This window comes from Rhizobium sp. L1K21 (assembly GCF_024055895.1).
In the GTDB taxonomy this organism is placed as follows: Bacteria; Pseudomonadota; Alphaproteobacteria; order Rhizobiales; family Rhizobiaceae; genus Ensifer_A.
Window position 1 is genome coordinate 247513 of sequence record NZ_JAMXLE010000004.1, and the last position, 18220, is coordinate 265732.

The 18220-nt window shown below is 57.7% G+C and carries 20 protein-coding genes; 8 read left to right on the forward strand and 12 right to left on the reverse strand.

Annotation, left to right across the window (positions count from 1 at the left end; translation table 11 throughout):
• Positions 1-12: 12 nt before the first annotated feature.
• Both NHF56_RS18215 and gloB read right to left on the reverse strand, forming a co-directional pair.
• Positions 13-438, reverse strand: coding sequence for a cupin domain-containing protein (locus NHF56_RS18215; protein ID WP_252807216.1), 426 nt, complete (start codon positions 436-438; stop codon positions 13-15).
• Positions 435-1166, reverse strand: coding sequence for a hydroxyacylglutathione hydrolase (gloB, locus tag NHF56_RS18220; protein ID WP_252807218.1), 732 nt, complete (start codon positions 1164-1166; stop codon positions 435-437). The genes NHF56_RS18215 and gloB overlap by 4 nt, the downstream gene beginning before the upstream one ends.
• Before the next feature lie 87 nt (positions 1167-1253).
• Between gloB and NHF56_RS18225 the strand changes: the two genes are divergently transcribed.
• From NHF56_RS18225 to NHF56_RS18235, 3 genes are read left to right on the forward strand one after another with little or no spacing between them, the layout of a single operon-like run.
• The gene (locus NHF56_RS18225; RefSeq protein WP_252807219.1) at positions 1254-2015 is read left to right on the forward strand and encodes a class I SAM-dependent methyltransferase; all 762 of its coding nucleotides are present in this window, start codon (positions 1254-1256) and stop codon (positions 2013-2015) included.
• Between the two features lie 57 nt (positions 2016-2072).
• Positions 2073-3176: a histidinol-phosphate transaminase gene (hisC, locus tag NHF56_RS18230; RefSeq protein ID WP_252807222.1), complete on the forward strand. Its 1104-nt coding sequence runs from the start codon at positions 2073-2075 to the stop codon at positions 3174-3176.
• 13 nt (positions 3177-3189) lie between these two features.
• Complete coding sequence (locus NHF56_RS18235) at positions 3190-4113, forward strand: prephenate/arogenate dehydrogenase family protein (protein WP_252807223.1); 924 nt, start codon at positions 3190-3192, stop codon at positions 4111-4113.
• Here the strand turns inward: NHF56_RS18235 and NHF56_RS18240 are convergent.
• Positions 4097-5098 carry a DUF2125 domain-containing protein gene (locus NHF56_RS18240; RefSeq protein ID WP_252807225.1) on the reverse strand — a complete coding sequence of 334 codons (1002 nt, stop codon included), beginning with the start codon at positions 5096-5098 and terminating at the stop codon, positions 4097-4099. The genes NHF56_RS18235 and NHF56_RS18240 overlap by 17 nt on opposite strands.
• A gap of 37 nt (positions 5099-5135) precedes the next feature.
• Here NHF56_RS18240 and NHF56_RS18245 point away from each other — a divergent pair, with 37 nt between their 5' ends.
• Positions 5136-5681, forward strand: a complete 546-nt coding sequence (locus tag NHF56_RS18245) for a gamma-glutamylcyclotransferase (RefSeq protein ID WP_252807227.1) — start codon at positions 5136-5138, stop codon at positions 5679-5681.
• Here NHF56_RS18245 and NHF56_RS18250 read toward each other — a convergent pair.
• The 4 genes from NHF56_RS18250 to ftsE all read right to left on the reverse strand — a co-directional run bounded on the left by NHF56_RS18250 (position 5665) and on the right by ftsE (position 8994).
• Positions 5665-6450 carry a 1-acyl-sn-glycerol-3-phosphate acyltransferase gene (locus NHF56_RS18250; protein ID WP_252807229.1) on the reverse strand — a complete coding sequence of 262 codons (786 nt, stop codon included), beginning with the start codon at positions 6448-6450 and terminating at the stop codon, positions 5665-5667. The genes NHF56_RS18245 and NHF56_RS18250 overlap by 17 nt on opposite strands.
• Before the next feature lie 91 nt (positions 6451-6541).
• A complete protein-coding gene (locus tag NHF56_RS18255) occupies positions 6542-7249 on the reverse strand; it encodes a YdcF family protein (protein ID WP_252807231.1) in 708 nt (235 codons plus the stop codon).
• Between the two features lie 82 nt (positions 7250-7331).
• On the reverse strand, positions 7332-8342 hold the full coding sequence (locus tag NHF56_RS18260; RefSeq protein WP_252807233.1) for an ABC transporter permease: 1011 nt from the start codon (positions 8340-8342) through the stop codon (positions 7332-7334).
• Positions 8335-8994, reverse strand: a complete 660-nt coding sequence (ftsE, locus tag NHF56_RS18265; RefSeq protein WP_252807236.1) for a cell division ATP-binding protein FtsE — start codon at positions 8992-8994, stop codon at positions 8335-8337. Before ftsE ends, NHF56_RS18260 begins: the two co-directional genes overlap by 8 nt.
• A 160-nt stretch (positions 8995-9154) precedes the next feature.
• Between ftsE and NHF56_RS18270 the strand changes: the two genes are divergently transcribed.
• From NHF56_RS18270 to NHF56_RS18280, 3 genes are all read left to right on the forward strand, one after another.
• Entirely contained in the window at positions 9155-9814 is a 660-nt protein-coding gene (locus NHF56_RS18270) for a hypothetical protein (RefSeq protein ID WP_252807237.1), read from the forward strand.
• A 65-nt stretch (positions 9815-9879) separates the two neighbouring features.
• Positions 9880-10422 carry a hypoxanthine phosphoribosyltransferase gene (hpt, locus tag NHF56_RS18275; protein ID WP_252807239.1) on the forward strand — a complete coding sequence of 181 codons (543 nt, stop codon included), beginning with the start codon at positions 9880-9882 and terminating at the stop codon, positions 10420-10422.
• A 128-nt stretch (positions 10423-10550) separates the two neighbouring features.
• Positions 10551-10910: a response regulator gene (locus NHF56_RS18280; protein WP_252807241.1), complete on the forward strand. Its 360-nt coding sequence runs from the start codon at positions 10551-10553 to the stop codon at positions 10908-10910.
• Here the strand turns inward: NHF56_RS18280 and NHF56_RS18285 are convergent, their stop codons facing one another.
• The 4 genes from NHF56_RS18285 to argH form a co-directional block, all read right to left on the reverse strand.
• Positions 10911-13511, reverse strand: a complete 2601-nt coding sequence (locus tag NHF56_RS18285; RefSeq protein WP_252807243.1) for a TIGR02302 family protein — start codon at positions 13509-13511, stop codon at positions 10911-10913.
• A gap of 110 nt (positions 13512-13621) precedes the next feature.
• Positions 13622-14887, reverse strand: coding sequence for a diaminopimelate decarboxylase (lysA, locus tag NHF56_RS18290; protein ID WP_252807251.1), 1266 nt, complete (start codon positions 14885-14887; stop codon positions 13622-13624).
• 12 nt (positions 14888-14899) lie between these two features.
• Complete coding sequence (locus NHF56_RS18295; protein WP_252807253.1) at positions 14900-15136, reverse strand: lipoprotein; 237 nt, start codon at positions 15134-15136, stop codon at positions 14900-14902.
• 71 nt (positions 15137-15207) lie between these two features.
• Entirely contained in the window at positions 15208-16602 is a 1395-nt protein-coding gene (gene argH / locus NHF56_RS18300) for an argininosuccinate lyase (RefSeq protein WP_252807256.1), read from the reverse strand.
• A 22-nt stretch (positions 16603-16624) separates the two neighbouring features.
• Between argH and NHF56_RS18305 the strand changes: the two genes are divergently transcribed.
• Positions 16625-17299, forward strand: coding sequence for a TlpA disulfide reductase family protein (locus tag NHF56_RS18305; RefSeq protein ID WP_252807258.1), 675 nt, complete (start codon positions 16625-16627; stop codon positions 17297-17299).
• A 19-nt stretch (positions 17300-17318) separates the two neighbouring features.
• Here NHF56_RS18305 and NHF56_RS18310 read toward each other — a convergent pair whose 3' ends face one another.
• Positions 17319-18194, reverse strand: a complete 876-nt coding sequence (locus NHF56_RS18310) for a 3-hydroxybutyryl-CoA dehydrogenase (protein WP_252807260.1) — start codon at positions 18192-18194, stop codon at positions 17319-17321.
• Positions 18195-18220 lie beyond the last annotated feature (26 nt).

Here is an 18220-nt window from a genome sequence, read left to right on the forward strand (position 1 = left end):
TTTTCAGCCTTCCTATTCGGCTGTTGGCTTCCAGTCTTTGGGTGCAAGCTCGAAAATCTCGAAATCGAATCCGGGTGAGACGGTGCAGCCGACAAGCGACCATTCCCCGACAGGCTCTGCCGACTGCCAAAAATTGGCCGGCACGATCACCTGAGGCTGTTCGCCGGACAGGATGTCAGGACCGAGATCGAATGTCTGGACGCTGGTTCCCTGGGGCGAGATGGAAAGCCGCATGGGTGCACCTGCATAGTGGTGCCAGACCTCCGTTGCATCATGCAGGCGGTGCCAATGGGATTTCTGTCCTTGTTCCAGAAGGTAATAAATGGCGGTCGAGTGACCGCGTGGCCCCCCCTTGGGGTCGCGGAAAGTCTCGACGTACCACCCGCCTTCAGGGTGGCGAAACATGCCCAACTTCTTGACGATGGTGTCCGCCTTCATTTGAAATTGTCTTTCCCTTTGCGGATTTCGGCAAAGCGCTCTGCGCTATCGGCGTGCAGGAAGGGGTTAGTTTCCTTTTCCGTGCCGATGCTGGTCGGGGCTGTGAAGCGGCCCGCTGCGCGTTCTGCGTCGATTTCCGCCGCACGCGCAATGAGGGCTGCATTGTCGGGCTCCACGGTCACGGCATAGCGCGCGTTCGATTGGGTATATTCATGCCCGAAATAGACCTGCGTATCGTCGGGCAGGGCGGCGAGTTTGGTGAGCGACTGCCACATGTCTTCCATTGTGCCTTCAAAGACCCGGCCACAGCCCAGCGCAAAGAGCGTGTCGGCGGCAAAAAGCAGCTTGTCTTCAGGCAGGTGATAGCAGATGTGGCCCAGCGTGTGGCCGGGTGTCGAAATGACGTGAACGGGGTGTCCGGAAAATTCAAATGTGTCGCCGTCATCGAAGGTCTGATCAAGGTTGGCGATCTTGTCTTTCTCTCGGGCAGGGCCAAAAATTTTGGCTTTGAACTGCGATTTGAGCGCTTCAACGCCGCCGACATGGTCGTGATGGTGATGGGTGATGAAAATATGCGTGAGGTTCCAGCCGCGACGCTTCAACGCCTCCAGAATGGGACCTTCTTCCGGGGCATCGATGGAGGCGGTCTGGCCGCTGGACGGATCGTGGATCAGAACCCCGAAATTGTCGGATAGACATGGGAAGAGTTCGATTTCAAGGTCAGCCATTTTCCGTCTCCATATTTGTATCGCTCGAAAGCCAATGTAGTCTCTCGCCGCTTGATGTCCACACAAGGGCGGATTACATCAGGATTAATGCACACGGATATCGTCGATCTCAGGGAATTTTACCTGTCGCCGCTTGGGCGGCTGGCGGAGCATTCCATTTCAATGGCCTTGTCTTCGGTCTGGTCGCCGCTGCCGGATGAGCGGTTGGTGGGGCTCGGCTATGCGCCGCCCTATCTCGATCGCTTCCGGGCTGACACCGAGCGCACCTTTGCCTTCATGCCCGCCGGTCAAGGGGCTGTGAACTGGCCTTTGGGGGAACCCTCCTCGACGGCGCTTGTGTTTGACGAGGAACTGCCGCTTCCCGATGCCTCGATTGACCGGGTGCTGATGGTGCATTCGCTGGAATTCACCGAAAGCCCGCGTGAGACGCTGATGGAGATGTGGCGGATACTTGCGCCGGGCGGTCGGCTGGTGATCGTTGCGCCGAACCGGCGCGGCGTCTGGGCGCGTTTTGACCATACCCCTTTCGGAGCCGGGCGGCCTTATTCGCGCGGGCAGCTGATGAGCCTGCTGCGCGAAGCGAATTTCACGCCGGGTGCAACCAGCGAGGCGCTGCTTTTTCCGCCGAGCAGATCGCGGGCGCTTCTGAAGGCACGACAGGGCTTTGAGCGGTTGGGCCGCGTGCTTTGGCCGGTGTTTTCCGGTGTCATCATCGTGGAGGCCCACAAGCGGCTTTACCAGGGGCTGCCGGTGGCCGAACGAGCCTCACGGCGTGTCTTCGTGCCGGTGCTTGCGCCGCACGGCGTGCCGACCACCCGGATGCCGCACACCCCTCGACAAACGCCCTGAAGCCCTTTATTCCAAGGCCCGCATCAAAGACCTCAGTGTCATTTTTAGGAATTCAAGATGTGTGCCGAGAAGACTTCGCCTGTTCCGCGCGCCGGTGTGATGGACATTGCCGCCTATGTGCCAGGCAAGGATCACGTGGAGGGTGTTGCGAAGGTTTACAAGCTTTCGTCCAATGAGACGCCTTTCGGCGCAAGCCCTAAGGCGCTTGAAGCTTTCAGGCAGGCGGGTGAACATCTCGAGCTTTATCCCGATGGCCAAGCCGGAGAGCTGCGAAATGCCATTGCCGATACGCACGGGTTGAATCCGGCCAATATTATCTGCGGCAACGGTTCCGATGAGCTTTTGGGTCTTTTGGCCCATACCTATCTGGGACCGGGCGATGAGGCGATCATCACGCAGCACGGATTTCTGGTCTACAAGATCCAGATATTGGCTGCGGGTGCCAAACCTGTTGTCGTTCAGGAGACGGATTTGCGGGTCGATGTCGATGCGATCCTCGCGGCGGTGACGGACAAGACGAAGGCGGTCTTTATCGCCAATCCCGGCAATCCGACTGGAACCTATGTGCCGATGCAGGATATTCGCCGGCTGCACGCTGCGCTGCCATCGCATGTGCTGCTGGTGCTTGATGCGGCATATGCGGAATATGTTCGCCGGAATGATTATGAGGCGGGTGTTGAACTGGTCGCTTCGTCCAAGAATGTGGTGATGACGCGGACGTTTTCGAAAATCTACGGATTGGCGGCGCTGCGGATCGGTTGGCTTTACGGACCGGCAGGCATTCTGGACGCGCTGAACCGCGTTCGCGGACCGTTTAATGTGAATGCGGCGGCGATTGCGGCGGGCGCTGCAGCCATGCGCGATCAGGCGTTTATCGAAAAGGCTGCCGATTTCAACCTCACCTGGGTCGACAAGCTGACCCACGCCCTGACGGCGATCGGGCTGAAGGTCACGCCGTCTGTTGCCAATTTCGTGCTCATCCATTTTCCCGATGAGGATGGCAAAAGAGCGGTGGATGCCGATGCGTTCTTATCCTCCCGTGGTTATGTCTTGCGCGGCGTTGCCGGATATGGTCTGCCGAATGCGCTTCGCATGACTGTTGGCCCGGAAGAGGCAAACCGCGGTGTGGTCGAAGCGCTTGGCGAATTTATGGGACGGTGAAAACGTGGCTTCAATGTTCAAGACAATCTCGCTCCTTGGTATCGGCCTGATCGGTTCTTCGATTGCGCGGGATGTGCGGTCGAGAAGGCTGGCTGATCGGATCGTCATTTCCACCCGAAGCGAAAAGACGCTGAAGCGGGCTGAAGAACTGGGGCTTGGCGATGTCTATACGACCGATCTCGCAGAGGCCGTTCGTGATGCTGATCTGGTGATTGTCTCGGTGCCCGTGGGTGTCTCGGGCGCGGTGGCGGAAGCGATCAAGGACAGTCTGAAACCTGGTGCCATCCTCACCGATGTGGGCTCCACAAAATCGTCGGTGATTGCGCAGATGCTGCCGCATGTGCCAGAGGGTGTTCACTTCATTCCCGGCCACCCGCTGGCCGGTACGGAACATTCAGGCCCCGATGCAGGCTTTGAAGGGTTGTTTGAAGGACGTTGGTGCCTGTTTACACCGCTGCCGGAGACGGATGCTGATGCGCTTGAAAAGCTGAAAGCCTTTTGGGCGGCGCTTGGTTCAAAGACCGATGAAATGGATGCGGCGCATCATGATAAAGTGCTGGCTATCGTTTCGCATGTGCCGCACATCATAGCCTACAATATAGTTGGCACCGCGGCGGACCTGGAAACCGTAACCGAATCGGAAGTCATCAAATATTCTGCCTCGGGTTTCCGCGATTTCACGCGCCTTGCTGCCTCCGACCCCACCATGTGGCGCGATGTGTGCCTGCACAACAAAGATGCCATTCTGGAAATGCTGGCGCGTTTTTCAGAGGATCTCGCCTATCTGCAAAAGGCGATCCGCTGGGGCGATGGCGAGAAGCTCTTTGACCTCTTCACCCACACGCGTGCCGTCCGCCGCTCCATCATCGAGGCCGGGCAGGATACGGCGGAGCCTGATTTCGGGCGTGCGCACACGGCGTCTAAAGCGGGGGAATGACCCCCAGCGGGATGAAGCCGAGAAAGACGGAACCGCGTCTGACCGACAGATGAACGCTTGCCGTTTCGCCGTCGCCGGTCAGCCCGCGCAGCAATTGTTCCGTCAGATTGATCGCCTGGGTGGCGTCAGGAAACGCCTCTTTCAGGACGGTGCCGAGCATCTTGAAATTTGTGGCCTTCACATCGAATTCACCGGACAGAATGCCGTCGGCTTCCTTGGTGAAGGGCCCGCTCAATTGCAGGCTGCCCTGTTCGCCGAAATCGAGTGCAAGGTGGCGGATTTCGCCGCTCACGGCCTGACCGGAAAGCGGGCGCTGGCCTGCCAGAAACGGCGCGTAGCCTGTGAGCGTAAGATCGGACGAAAGTCCAAATGGTGGCAATGTGCTGTAGGGCAGTGTTGAGGAGAGGCTGGTGCCTCGCGTGGAGGCTGCAATGTCCAGATCGTCATTGTTGCGGCGCATGTGCAGTTCGCCGTGCTGGAGCGTGATGCCGAGGCTCTCGTCGGCAAGATCTGATTGCAAGTCGATCTTGGCATTGTTTGTCTCAATGGAGGTCCGGTCGATCCCGTCAAGGCCAGCGACAACACTGCCGTGGAGGAGATCCCAATCCAGAGAGGCCAGAATACCGCGTTCGGGCCGCACGACAGCGGGTCCGTCAAGTTCGAAAACCGCGTGGCCGGGGGCGTAAACTTGCGCGGCTGAACGAAACGCCCCGAACGATGCTTGCGTGCCGGGCTGGACGCCCTCAGTGGTGATGGTGTCGCAGAATATACCGATGCGGAAAGGATAGCCCCTGACGTCTGAATTGGCGCATTGGACGTTGATGCCGTTGAAGCTGCCATTGGCAAGATCGTCCGTCACCCAGGTTTTGGTTTTGCCCGCTGCCCAGAACCAGGCACCGGTGTAGAGGAGGCAAAATGCGATGATGCAAAGGCCGAGAATGAGAATTTTGCCGGAAACGCTTTTGTTCTGGTTGGGGGATGACATATAGAACTCCTCAATTGCCGACGCAGAGATAAATGATTTGGCGCAGGAAATGGAAGATTTTTGGGTGTTCGGATACGGATCGCTGATGTGGCGGCCGGATTTTCCCTTCGAAGAGCGACAATTGGCCCGTGCTTTCGGCTATCACCGGGCGCTTTGCATCCGCTCGTGGGTGCATCGTGGAACGCAGGACAAGCCGGGTCTTGTGCTGGGGCTTGACCGCGGCGGCAGCTGCAGGGGTGTGGCTTTCCGGGTTGCGCCTGCGCATCGGGAAGCAGTTCTCGATTATCTGCGAGAACGTGAGCTGGTGACCAATGTCTATATGGAACGCATCGTGCCGACGCTTCTTGCTGATCGCCGGAGAGTGCAGGCGGTCACCTTTGTGGCAGATCGCAGCCATGAGCAATATGCCCGCAAGATTGATGCAGAGGAGGCTGCCATTATAGCCGCAAGCGCGGTCGGACAATCGGGGCCAAATGATGTTTATGTGCGCAACACCGTGCAGCATCTGCGCGAAATCGGCATTCGCGACGGCTGGCTGGAGCAGGTGGTGCGCCGGATGGAAGAGATCAAGCTTCCTGCTTGAGTTGCTTGTAGCGTGCTGCTGCTGTTGGCGGCAGCTTCAGGTGCGGGTTGGCTTCGATGGTCTCCACCAGAAGCGCGTCGCTTTCGCGCTCCATCAATTCGACGAGATGCTCGAAGAAAACTTCGTGATCCATGCCGGGCGGAATAGCGGGCAGAATCTTGACCCTGAAATGGCCGGGCTGATTGATGAGCTTGCGGCGCGGCCAGAACAGTCCGCCGTGGTGGATGATCGGAATGACGGGGAGTTGCAGATCGCGGTAGAGGCGGGCAATACCGAATTTGTAGACCGGTTCTGCCCCAGGAGGACGGCGGGTGCCCTCCGGATAGATGATCAACTGACGCCCGCTTGCCATTTCCTCTTTGGCACGCTCCATGACAGCGACCATCGACTTGCCGCGTGCTGCGCGGTCAACGGGGATCATGCGCTGTTTGGCGGCGTACCAACCGAAAAGCGGTATCCAGAGGAGTTCGCGTTTGAGGATATAGATTGGATCTTCGATATAGGGGACGAAGGCAATCGTGTCCCAGGTGCTCTGATGCTTGGGCGATATGATGGCAGGCTCGGCGGTCAGGTTTTCAAGCCCGTCGATTTCAAACGTAGTTCCGCCGATCTTGTCGAAGAGCCAGCGGTTGCTGCGCGCCCAGAATTTCGGGACAAAATAGGCCTTTTTGCGCGGCATGATGAAATAGATGGGTGAGAAAATGATCATCTGAACGATCAGGTTCAGATAGAACGCAATCGTAAACGCGATCGACCGTATCAGGATCATTTCATTTTCTCCGCATGCCCGTTCCTGACCATTTTCAAGCTTCGGGCTGACTGACTACACGAAATTCTTTGCAATAAAAAGAATGCAGTTTTCAAGGATTTGTGCCAGCTGACACCGTTTCGTTGCGCAAGCTGCTGTGGCCGGAAAAGCCGAGGCCAGAGCGAATTTGTGCCAGGGTGAGCTTGAGATATTCAGACAACATAGAGCGCAGGACCACGGGATTATCCATCCAGTTGCCCCGCTTGAGATCCGTATTGACGACCGGATAGGCGATGTAATTGGTTTGCGGATCGGCGTTTGACAGTTCGGTCAGGGAGCGCGGTATGTGGTAGTTGTTGGTTACGACAAGCACATTCTTATAATCATGTTTGTGTACCCATGCCGCCGTTTCCAGAGCGTTGCCGATCGTGTCCAGCGCTTCGCGTCCGAGATCGACACAGCAACTGAAGAGCGCTTCGGGTGCGCGGGTGAGTTTTCTGATTTCATCGGCGGAGGTTTTGGGGTGAACGCCCGATATGAGAAGCCGTTTCCCGGCTCCCGTTTCCAAAAGCGTGACAGCCTGCTCGATGCGCAAATAACCACCGGTGAGCACGACAATCGCGTCAGCCTTCGGGTTTTCAGGCGGGGTCAATTTGGCCACCGTATCTGCAAAACGCAAAAAACTGCCTATGATCAGGCCGGCGACCAGAATGATGAGATAGGTCAGAATACGAAGCTTCGGTCGCCGCCCAGGGCGATTGCCCCGGGACGTGGCGGCTTGCCTTGCCCAGCTGTTGGTCCGTCTCTTCGAATCGATCATGTTTCAGACTAGCGATTGTTTCTGGCGATAAAAAAGCGCCAAATCCTCCGTCGCACAAGGAAAATGGAGTCTTTGCTTCAGATTATTGTGATATCAACCCGTCGCTTCTTGCCGGGTCGGAGCGAATGAGGTCGATTTCGTCAATCGTACGCATCACGGTGAGGCGTGCAGTGAACGTGGTGAGCGCCGCAATCAGCAGCAAAGTCAATACGATACCGACATAGCCGCCGATGCCGAGTGTGAACTGACCGAACAGGGCGGTGGCCTGATCGCTTTGCGGGGTGGCCAGTGATTGCGATTGCCACCATGAGGCGAGAAAGAAGAAAAGAGCGGCCAGGAAGGAGCCGATCAAAGAGCCCTTGAGGCTGATTTTCAGGAAGTGTTTTTGAAATTCATTGGCAACGAAGGAGGCTTCGGCACCCACGAAGTGCAGAACCTCGACAATGTGGCGATTGCCGGCGAGCGCACCGCGTGTTGCAAAAACCACCGTCAGTACCATGGTCGAAAAAACCAAAATGAGAATACCGGTGCCGATGGCAACCGTGGTGCGTGCCATTGAAACGAGACGGTCCACCCAGGTGCGATGGTCGTCAAGCGAGGCTTGCGGGATTTTCTCTTTCAAGACTTCGCGCATTTTGGCGAAATCGGGCGGGCTGTTTTCATCGATGGTGACGATCACCAAGCGGGGAACCGGAAGCTCGTCAATATCGAGGCCTGCACCGAGCCAGGGCTCCAGCAGGCGGGCTGTTGCCTCGCGGTCAACGATCTTGCTGTCTCTGGTGCCGGGAAAGGTGAGCGCCAGATCGCGCGCCTCGATGAGGGCGGCGTCCATGTTCAGCCCGTCCACCGGACGGATCTGAATGGTGATCTCGCGCGAAATCTGGCTTTGCCAGCTGGCGGCCGTGGCGCGCACCATGCTGACGCCGCCCAGCGTGAGGCATGCAAGAAAGGACATGATGGCAATCACGGCCATCAGAGCGGTGCCCTGGACATTGGCTGCAGGCACAATGGAGCCCTGCGGCCTGACCTTCATCTCGGGCCGCTTCGGCTTTTGGGCCCTGGGCGGCACGCCTTTTTGCGGCAGCTTACTCATAGATGTCCAACTGTCCTTCGGTCAGGATCATGCGGCGTGCATCGATCTGATCCATCAGCGAGAAATCGTGCGTGGCAATGACCACAGCGGTGCCCTGGCGGTTCAGCTCCATGAACAGGCTTAAGAGGCGGCGGGCCATGGGCGGATCGACATTGCCGGTCGGCTCGTCGGCGAGCAGGATTTCGGGCCGGTCGATCAGCGCGCGGGCGATGGCGACGCGCTGTTTTTCACCGCCGGAGAGAACCGGGGGAAGCACGTTGATGCGCTCGCCAAGGCCCACCCACTTCAGAAGTTCAATCACGTCGCGCTTGTAGCTCGCCTCATCCTTGCCGCGCACGCGCAGTGGCAGGGCAACGTTTTCATAGGTCGTGAGGTGCTCAAGCAGGCGGAAATCCTGAAACACGATGCCGACACGGCGGCGCAGGATGGGGAATTCGCGGCGGTCTATGGTGGCGATGTCGCGATCAAACATGCGGATGAGGCCGCGGGTGGGCTGCAGCGACATGAAGAGCAGTCTGAGCAAGGTGGTCTTGCCCGCGCCGGAAGGGCCGGTGAGAAACTGAAACGAACTCTGAGGGATATCGAATGTCAGATCGCGCAGGATTTCCGGCCCCAGGCCGTAGCGCAAACCGACATTTTCGAAATGAATCACGGTGTGTCCGATGTCCTCATGTTTGGCGGTTTTGCCGTCAGTGCCTGCCCGCCGCTTTGCGAAGCATTAACCATTATCGTTTACGTCTCATAAGGATTCGTTTCAATGCCCTGATTTTCTGCATCCAGTCTTTCCGGGCCAGCCGAGGGAGCCGCTTGCCATGAACGGTTCGAATTTTGCGCGAAAGCGGGCTCATGCGACCTATGACGTCATCCCTCCGGAAAACGCGCCGACACGTAGAAGAACAGTTCAGCGTCCTGTGGAGATCGTTGATGTCGATTTTGAGGTGATCAATTCGCCGCTGAGAGCGCATTATGAAATCTTGAATGACAATCGCTTTGGCAAACGAGGCTCACAGACCGAGATCCACTGGTCTGTGGTGATGTTCTATGCGGCGCTGCTGAGCATGGAAAGGCTTCTGGAGCGGTTCAGCACGAAGGGTTTTGCCGGCCTTGTCGGGGCCAGTTTTCTCGTGGTTTTTGCGGGTATTTTCTTTTTTTCCGGCGGTCAACCGGCAGTGCGGGAGAAGGCGCAAGGCGGGGTTGCTGTTACGGCGCTCAGCACATCGGTGTTGGATTCCAACGGATTGCGCATCGTTGAAGTCACCGGAAGTGTGAAGAACGTTACGGGGCGCGACTTGCCGACGCCGCAGCTTTCGGCGCATTTCGAATCATCGGGTGATACGCCCTCAATTACCGTTTTCAAGCTTGATCAGCCGGTGCTGTCTGCTGGACAAAGTGCGCCGTTTTCACTCCGCATGCCCCATCCCGGTGGAAAACTGCCGAAGGTTTCGGTTTCAGCGGGTGCGGCACAATATTGATCGTGTTAGAGACGGTCCGGACCCTAGAACTCAGCTTCCACTATTCATAACCGGAGAGAATGCCGATGCCCGTTGTTCGCGGAAAGATTATCGAGCCCTTGTTTACGGCGGAGGAAATTGACGCCCGCAACAAGACAATGGCTGCACAAATTTCCGCCGGCCCGGTGAAAGACCTGCTGGTGATTGCAGTGCTGAAAGGCTCCTTCATCTTTGCGGCCGATTTGATCCGTGCGCTGCATAATTCCGGGCTTGCGCCCGAAGTGGAGTTCATCACGCTTTCCAGTTACGGCACAGGCACCGTCTCGAAGGGCGTGAAGATCATCAAGGATATCGACAGCGATGTGAAGGATCGCGATATCCTGTTGATAGACGATATTCTCGAATCCGGCCGCACGCTGCAATTTGCCCGTGACCTGATGTATGAACGCGGCGCGCGCCACGTTTCAATTGCTGTTCTTCTGGACAAGAGTGTGAAGCGGCAGGAGAAGCTGGAGGCTGATTATGTGGGCTTTGAATGTCCCGATTACTTCGTGGTCGGCTACGGCATGGATGCAGCCTATGCTTTCCGCGAATTGCCGTTTGTGGGTGTCGTGAAGGGTGATGCCTGACCGGACCGGGCAGCTTGTGTGCCGCTTTGGGTCAAGGGAAGGAAAAATTTACCCTACCTGTTTACGCGGATAAAAGGAACTCTGGTGTTTTCTCGTCGTTATCAAACAAGAAACCCAGGGAGCACGACGTGGCCAGAATTCTGATAACCGAAGACGAGGATTCCCTGCGCATGTTTGTAGCCCGCGCCCTGCAACTTGACGGACACGATACCACCGAGGCTGCCGATGGCGCTGAAGGCCTGGAAATGCTGCAGGAAGGTGGTTTTGACCTTCTGCTTTCCGATATTCGCATGCCGGTGATGGACGGAATTGAGCTGGCGCACCGTGCCTCGGATGATTTTCCGGGGCTGAAAATTCTTCTCATGACCGGTTATGCCGAACAGCGCGAACGTGCGGACGATTTGACCCGCAAGATTATCGACGTTGTACCGAAGCCGTTCTCGCTGCCCGATATTCGCCTGGCGGTCGCACAGGCGCTCGCCTCCTGATTATTTGATATCCAGCAGACGTTCCAGATAGAGACGTTCGATTTCCGGGCTCAGGTTATCACCGAGTTTGCGGCGGATCGTATCGAGAATTTCCCTTGCCCGTTGGATGTCGGCTTCCTCGGGCAATTTCACGTTTTCACCGAATTCCGGGCCTTGTGAATTCAAGGGACGGCCGAGCGGGTCCATGCCGGGCCTTCCGGGCTGGCTGAAGGCCTGGCCTTGGCCTTGACCCTGGCCTTGTTGAGCCAACTGTTCCATGAGTTCGGATGCACCCTGGCGCAGGGCTTCCATGGCGCGCCCCTGGCTGCCGACAGCGCGGCCGCCTTCACCTTTTCCGAGAGCATCGGAGGCTTTGCCCATTTCGCGCCCGGCGTCGGAAAAGCCGGGATTGGGCTTGATACCCTGCTTGCGCAGGCCTTCCTGCAACTGACCGAGCTGTTCGCCGAGCGCCTGCTGCTGGGCGCGCAGTTTCTTCAGTGCTTCCTTCAGCTCTTCGGCGGTCATCTGGTCGCGTTGCTGGGAGCCGTCCTGAGCGCCTTGCTGTTGATCGCCGTTCTGCTGCTCTTGGCGCTGACCGCCATTTTGCTGTTCTTGTTCGTCCCCGGACTGAGGTTGATCGCCACGCTGCATGCGGTCACGCAGGGCCTGCTCCAGTCCGTAGGTTTCGTCCATCAGCGATTTCTGCTTTTGCAGAAGCTCGCCAAGCTTGTCGATCTGCTCGCGCATTTCAGAGTTTTGCTGTGAGCCGTTGTTGCGCGGACCGGCAGTCTGCAGATTGTTGAGCATGCGCTGCATTTCCGAGAGCATGTTCATGGCCTGCTCGCGCGCCCCGCTTTGGGCAAGGTTCTGGATCTGGTCGAGCATGCGCTCCAGATCCTGCTGACGCAGAATGTTCTGTGTGTTCTGCTGCTGCATGCGCGCATCGGGATTTTGCTGAAGCTGCTGGGCAAGCGCCTGCATATATTCATTGAGTGCCTGGCGCAGCTCATCCATCAGCTTCTGGATTTCTTCGTCGCCTGCATTGTTCTGCAAGGCATCGGCCAGCCTCTCCTGGGCATCGCGCAGGTTGCGCTCGGCCAATGACAGGTTGCCGTCTTCAATGCCGAGTGCGATTTCCCAAAGGTAGTCAGCCGTCTCCTTCAGCCGTTCCTCATTGTCGGCAAGCTTCATGCGTGCGCCAGCAGACTGCATGAGCAGGAAATGCGTAAGGTTTTCAATCGTCTCTTCCGGGCGCAGGAAGAGCGCTTCGTTCAGCTTGATTGCCCAGTCGAGTCTTGCTGTGTCGAGGGAGAATATCTGGCGTTCTTCCGCCGCTGCCGCTGCCAATGGCTCGCGGAAATTGCGGGCGGGCAGGATGATTTCTTTTGTGCGGCTTCGCCCCTCATTGCCGGCGCTGTCGGAGGCAACCAGTGTAACCCTCACACGTTTTCCCGAAAGCGGATGTTCGGTCAGGTTGCGGCTGGTGACGCCTTTGACCTCGCTGCCGTTGCGTTTGGCGAGATCGAGCCGGTATTCGGGCGGATCGTAAAGGGCATGTTCTGCATCTGCCGGGTCGGCAGGTTCAATAATGGCATGGGCGCTGTCGACCCCATAGTCATCCTTGGCGGAGAAGGCGATTTCAAGAGCGCCATTGGCCGCGCGGGCCGGTTCCTTGTCGAAGGTAATTTCGGGCGGATTGTCCTTTATGACCGTAAACATCCACGATTGTCCGTTCACGTCCAGCCGGCCATCAGAGGTTAGTTTAAGCGCGTAGCTTCGGCTTTCGGCTGCGGGAGCTTGCGCGACCTGTTGGCCGACGCTTGCATCCTTTTCAGGAACGAGCGGGACCGGCGCATCGCTTTTCGCCGTCTGAAATGTGGTTTCGCCTTCGCGGAAGCCCCCGCCTGAGAGGCGAATTGTCACTTGAGAATTTTCGGGCACGAGAACCGGACCGCTGGCCTGTTCACCGGAGGTCAGGAAAATAGGTGCCTTGCCGGTATAATTCGGCGGCGTGACCCAGACATCGGCGCGCATTTCGGCAGCGTCGGGATTTTCCACGCGCAGATTGAAGGCGTCAAACAGGCGGCCACCCTGATTGGAATAGGAGTAGCCGAAAGCAATGACCACAGCCAGAAGCGGCAAAACGCGCAGGCCATACGGGTCATATTTCGAAATGCCGGGTTCAGGTGTGCCTGCGTCCAGCCGGTTTATCTTGTCCGCAAGCCGCTTCTGGTGGGCGTTCCAAAGTGCAAGTGCTGCCGGGCTGTCGACGGCAGGTTTGTCGGACAGTGTGGAAATGGCCTGGTGGGACAAGCCATTCTGCATTTCCAGACGGCGATCTGCGGCCTCATCGGTCGGCCAGCGAAGTTTGGCCAGGTCCTTCAGCGCATAAAGTTCGGCGAGCACGAATGCCGCCAGCACGATCTTACCGGCAAGCGGCGGAATGAGATGGAAAAGGCCGAACCAGGAAAGCGCAATGAATGTCAGCAGTATTGAGGCAGGCCAGAGGATGCGTGGCAAAAGGGCCTCGATAAAGAGGACGCATTTTGCGACGATGCGGTGCCGCGCGATGCGCTTGAGCGCGGCAATGATTGCAAAACTCTCCTGTTGACCGTCCGCCATCAAGCTCTCCGATTCAGCTCATGGTCGAGCATAGCACGCTTTGCGGCGAAGGCGAGGCACAAGCGCGTTACTGGCGAAATTGAGCTGGGACGGCTGGGCTCAGATTGGCTTCAAAGCCAGTCTGGAATGGAATCAAGGCCGATCAGATCGTCATAGGTCGGGCGCGGACGGATGACATGCCACTTGTTGCCGCTGACCAGCACTTCCGGCACCAGAAGACGGCTATTGTAGGTTCCGGACTGAACGGCACCGTAAGCACCGGCGGAGCCGACATAAAGCAGGTCGCCAGGTTCGGGACGCGCCATTTCTCGGTCGAGACCCAAAAAGTCGCCGCTCTCGCAGACCGGTCCGACAATATCAGCCTTGATGCGTTGCGCATCCATGGGCGGAAGCCTGACCGGCTTGATCGCGTGGTAGGCTTCATAAAGCGTGGGGCGCACGAGATCGTTCATTGCACCATCGACGATGACGAATGCTTTTGTGCCTGCGTCCTTGACGAAAATGACCTCGGTGACGAGGATACCGGCATTGCCGGCAATGAGACGACCGGGTTCGGCAATGATCTTGCAATTCAGATCGCCGAGCTGGTCGCGGGCGACCTTTGCGTAATCTGAGGGCAGAGGCGGCAGTTCGTTGGAGTCCGTATAGGGAATGCCCAGGCCGCCGCCAACATCGAGGTGGCTGATTGTATGACCATCGGCGCGCAGCGTTTCTACGAGCTCGCGCAGAAGCTTGAACGCATCGTTGAACGGCTGCAGATCAACAATCTGGCTGCCGATATGCATATCGATGCCGCTGACCTTGATGCCCGGCAAGCCGGCGGCGCGGGCGTAAACCTCGCGGGCGCGCTCATAGGATATGCCGAACTTGTTTTCTTTCTTGCCGGTTGAAATCTTGGCGTGGGTCTTGGCGTCAACATCCGGATTGATACGGATGGAGACGTGGGCTGTCTTGCCGAGCGCAGTTGCGCGGGCGCTCAAGGCCTCGAGTTCAGGCTCGGATTCGACGTTGAAGCAATAGATTTCCTGCGAAAGCGCAAAATCCATCTCGCGGGCGGTCTTGCCGACGCCGGAAAACATGATGCGGGAGGCGGGAATGCCGGCGGCCAGTGCACGGCGCAATTCGCCTTCCGAAACTACGTCGATACCCGCGCCAAGCTTGCCGAGCGTTTTGAGGACGGCCTGGTTGGAATTGGCCTTCATGGCGTAGCACACGAGCGAGTCCAGGCCTTGGAACGCTTCGGCAAAAACCTTGTAATGGCGCTCAAGCGTGGCGCTGGAATAGATGTAGAGCGGGGTTCCCACTTGTGCTGCAATTTCCGGCACGGGAACGTCTTCGGCGTAGAGAACGCCGTCTCGATATTCGAAATGGTTCAAGGTTCAGATACCTTAAAGCAGCGGGTCGAGCACGAAGGGTGTGTCGTCGACCCGATTGTTGTTGTTGGCCGGAGCTGCGGTGTTGCTGTTGTTCGTTGCCGGCAATTCCGAGGGAATTTCCGGATCGCCTTTTCTGCCGCAGCCGGAAAGCGCCGTTGCCGCAAACACGCCGATCAGGACGGCGACTGAGATCTTACGCAAATGATGTGGCATGGTCTTTCCGTTGGCACTCTCGTTGAAGGCTGTCATAGCGGATTACGCCGCATTTTGCATCTCATTCGTGTTGAAGCAAGATCAACAACGTTGATCGATCAGCGGGATCAGATGCGATCCCGCCAATAGGCGATTTGCGAACGCACCTGATCGGGGGCTGTTCCGCCGAAGCTCTTGCGGCTGGCAACCGAGGCATCAACGGTCAGGACGTTGTAAATATCATCCGTGATTCCGTCGTGAATGGCCTTCAGTTCCTCAAGAGAAAGGCCGGCGAGATCGGTGCCTTTCTTTTCGGCGGCGGCGACGGCGGCACCAGTGACATGGTGGGCATCGCGGAAGGGCAGGCCGAGTTCACGCACAAGCCAGTCGGCAAGGTCGGTCGCAGTGGAATAACCGGAGCCAGCGGCCTTGCGCATATTGTCTTCGTTGACAGTGAGATCGCGCACCATGCCGGTCATCGCGGCAATGGCCAGCTCGATGTTGGCGGCGGCATCGAAGACCTGTTCCTTGTCTTCCTGCATATCCTTGGAATATGCGAGCGGCAGCCCCTTCATGACGGTGAGCAGGGCAATCAGCGCGCCATTGATGCGGCCTGTCTTGGCGCGGACCAGTTCGGCAGCATCGGGGTTTTTCTTCTGCGGCATGATGGAGGAGCCGGTGGAGAAAGCATCCGACAGGCGGATGAAACCGAATTGGGGCGTGGACCAGATGACGATTTCTTCGGCAAGGCGCGAAAGATGCGTTGCGCAGATGGCAGCAAGCGACAGAAACTCCAGCGCGAAGTCGCGATCGGAGACGGTGTCGATAGAGTTGCGGGTCGGCTCGCGGAAGCCGAGCGCTTCTGCGGTCATGTGCCGATCAATCGGGTATGGCGTGCCGGCGAGCGCGGCAGCCCCGAGGGGGCTTTCGTCCAGATGCTCAATGGCATGGCGAACACGCAGGCGGTCGCGGCCAAACATTTCCACGTAAGCCATGCAGTGGTGGCCGAAGGTCACGGGCTGTGCGGTCTGGAGATGGGTGAAGCCCGGCATCACAGTGGCGGCGTGTTCCTCGGCACGATCCAGAAAGGCCGAAATGAGGGTGGTCAGCGCCTTTTCGGTTTTCTGCAGTTCCTGTTTGACCCACAAACGAAAATCGACGGCGACCTGGTCGTTGCGTGAGCGGGCGGTGTGCAGGCGGCCTGCGGCTGCACCGATCATGTCGCGCAGGCGGGCTTCGACATTCATATGTATGTCTTCAAGTTTGCGTGAGAATTCGAACTTGCCGCTTTCGATTTCGTCACGGATGGTGTTCAGTCCCGCGACAATTTGCTCAAGGTCCTCATCCTTGATGATGCCTTGCTTGGCAAGCATGGTGGCGTGGGCGATCGAACCTTCGATATCTTGCGCGTAGAGCTTCTTGTCGAAGCCGATAGAGGCGTTTATCTCCTCCATGATCGCGTCAGGGCCGGAGGCGAAACGTCCGCCCCACATCTGGTTTGAGGTCTTTTTGTCTTCGGCCATTGGTCTGATCCTGGAGAATGAAATGCAGAAAAACTCGTTTGGTTTGCCGTCCATGAAACTGCTGGCGCTGGCAGCTGCCGCAGGTATGGTCGTTGGCGCCGGTGCGGTTTACATGAAGATTACGGCCTATGGCAATGGTGACACTGAAATTGCCGCGGCAGAGGCCGATTGTGCGGTTTCGCCGGAGGGAATGGCGGCGATCAAACCACTGATCAAGGGTCAGGTGGCCGCGTTGATTGCCGACACGCCGCGCAAGTTCGACACGGTTTCTTTCCAGAACAGTGAAGGCAAGGCCATGTCGCTTGATGATTTTGGCGGCAAGACGCTTCTCGTAAACCTCTGGGCAACGTGGTGCGGCCCTTGCCGTGCGGAAATGCCAGCGCTCGATGCGCTGCAGAAGACAGCCGGCTCGGACACATTCGAAGTGGTGGCGATCAATATCGATACGGACGAGAGCGACGAGAAGCCGCGAACCTTCCTTGCGGAAACAGGTGTCAGCGCGCTGGAGCTTTATCGCGACAATTCCCTGAAGATTTTCAATACTTTGAAAAAGGAAGGACTGGTCTTCGGGCTGCCTTCCACCCTGCTGATTGATTCCAGGGGCTGCCTGATTGCCCACATGAATGGGCCGGCGGTCTGGGATGGTCCGGATGCGCTGAACCTGATCAAGGCCGTAAACGATCAGACGGGTGTCTGATCGTTTATGAGCGGCGGTTTCAGCGGGTCGGAACTGGAACCTCGCCGCGATAATCATAAAAGCCCCGGCCGGATTTGCGGCCGAGCCAGCCAGCCTCGACATATTTCACCAGAAGCGGGCAGGGGCGGTATTTGGAATCGGCCAGACCATCGTGAAGGACCTGCATGATGGAGAGGCAGGTATCCAGGCCGATAAAATCAGCCAGCTGAAGCGGACCCATCGGATGATTGGCACCGAGCTTCATGGCGGTGTCGATGGCCTCGACAGAGCCAACGCCTTCATAGAGCGTGTAAATGGCCTCGTTGATCATCGGCAGCAGGATGCGGTTGACGATGAAGGCCGGGAAGTCTTCAGAAACCGTGACCGTCTTATCAAGGGAATCGGCATAGGCGCGGGCTTCCTTGAAGGTTTGTTCTTCCGTCGCAATGCCGCGCACCAGTTCCACCAGCTTCATCACCGGCACAGGGTTCATGAAGTGGATACCCATGAAACGCTCCGGGCGGTCCGTGGCTGAAGCCAGACGGGTGATCGACAGGGAGGACGTGTTGGTGGCCAGCAGCGCTTCCGGCTTCAGGACCGGGCAGATCTGCGCGTAAATCTTGCGCTTGACGGTTTCTTCTTCGGTGGCGGCTTCAATGGCAAGATCCACGTCTGCAAGGTCATTGATGTCTACGGTACCCTTGATTTTCGCCAGCGCGGCTTCGCGTTCTGCCGGTTCCATCTTGTTGTTGGCGACCTGACGACCCAGATGCCCGCCGATGGCCGCGATGGCTGCGTCGACGCGGTCTTTGTCCAGATCATAAAGCACGACATCATAACCGGAGACGGCGCTGACCTGCGCAATGCCGCTGCCCATCTGACCCGCGCCAACGACTCCAACTTTCTGAATTGCCATTTGAGTGCCTTTTATCCGGTAAGGTT

Bases quoted from the DNA above. Each gene is read 5' to 3' on its own strand.
- NHF56_RS18215 (WP_252807216.1), bottom strand. From the start codon at position 438: ATGAAGGCGGACACCATCGTCAAGAAGTTGGGCATGTTTCGCCACCCT.
- gloB (WP_252807218.1), bottom strand. From the start codon at position 1,166: ATGGCTGACCTTGAAATCGAACTCTTCCCATGTCTATCCGACAATTTC.
- NHF56_RS18225 (WP_252807219.1), top strand. From the start codon at position 1,254: ATGCACACGGATATCGTCGATCTCAGGGAATTTTACCTGTCGCCGCTT.
- hisC (WP_252807222.1), top strand. From the start codon at position 2,073: ATGTGTGCCGAGAAGACTTCGCCTGTTCCGCGCGCCGGTGTGATGGAC.
- NHF56_RS18235 (WP_252807223.1), top strand. From the start codon at position 3,190: ATGTTCAAGACAATCTCGCTCCTTGGTATCGGCCTGATCGGTTCTTCG.
- NHF56_RS18240 (WP_252807225.1), bottom strand. From the start codon at position 5,098: ATGTCATCCCCCAACCAGAACAAAAGCGTTTCCGGCAAAATTCTCATT.
- NHF56_RS18250 (WP_252807229.1), bottom strand. From the start codon at position 6,450: ATGATCCTGATACGGTCGATCGCGTTTACGATTGCGTTCTATCTGAAC.
- NHF56_RS18255 (WP_252807231.1), bottom strand. From the start codon at position 7,249: ATGATCGATTCGAAGAGACGGACCAACAGCTGGGCAAGGCAAGCCGCC.
- NHF56_RS18260 (WP_252807233.1), bottom strand. From the start codon at position 8,342: ATGAGTAAGCTGCCGCAAAAAGGCGTGCCGCCCAGGGCCCAAAAGCCG.
- NHF56_RS18270 (WP_252807237.1), top strand. From the start codon at position 9,155: ATGAACGGTTCGAATTTTGCGCGAAAGCGGGCTCATGCGACCTATGAC.
- hpt (WP_252807239.1), top strand. From the start codon at position 9,880: ATGCCCGTTGTTCGCGGAAAGATTATCGAGCCCTTGTTTACGGCGGAG.
- NHF56_RS18285 (WP_252807243.1), bottom strand. From the start codon at position 13,511: ATGGCGGACGGTCAACAGGAGAGTTTTGCAATCATTGCCGCGCTCAAG.
- NHF56_RS18295 (WP_252807253.1), bottom strand. From the start codon at position 15,136: ATGACAGCCTTCAACGAGAGTGCCAACGGAAAGACCATGCCACATCAT.
- argH (WP_252807256.1), bottom strand. From the start codon at position 16,602: ATGGCCGAAGACAAAAAGACCTCAAACCAGATGTGGGGCGGACGTTTC.
- NHF56_RS18305 (WP_252807258.1), top strand. From the start codon at position 16,625: ATGCAGAAAAACTCGTTTGGTTTGCCGTCCATGAAACTGCTGGCGCTG.
- NHF56_RS18310 (WP_252807260.1), bottom strand. From the start codon at position 18,194: ATGGCAATTCAGAAAGTTGGAGTCGTTGGCGCGGGTCAGATGGGCAGC.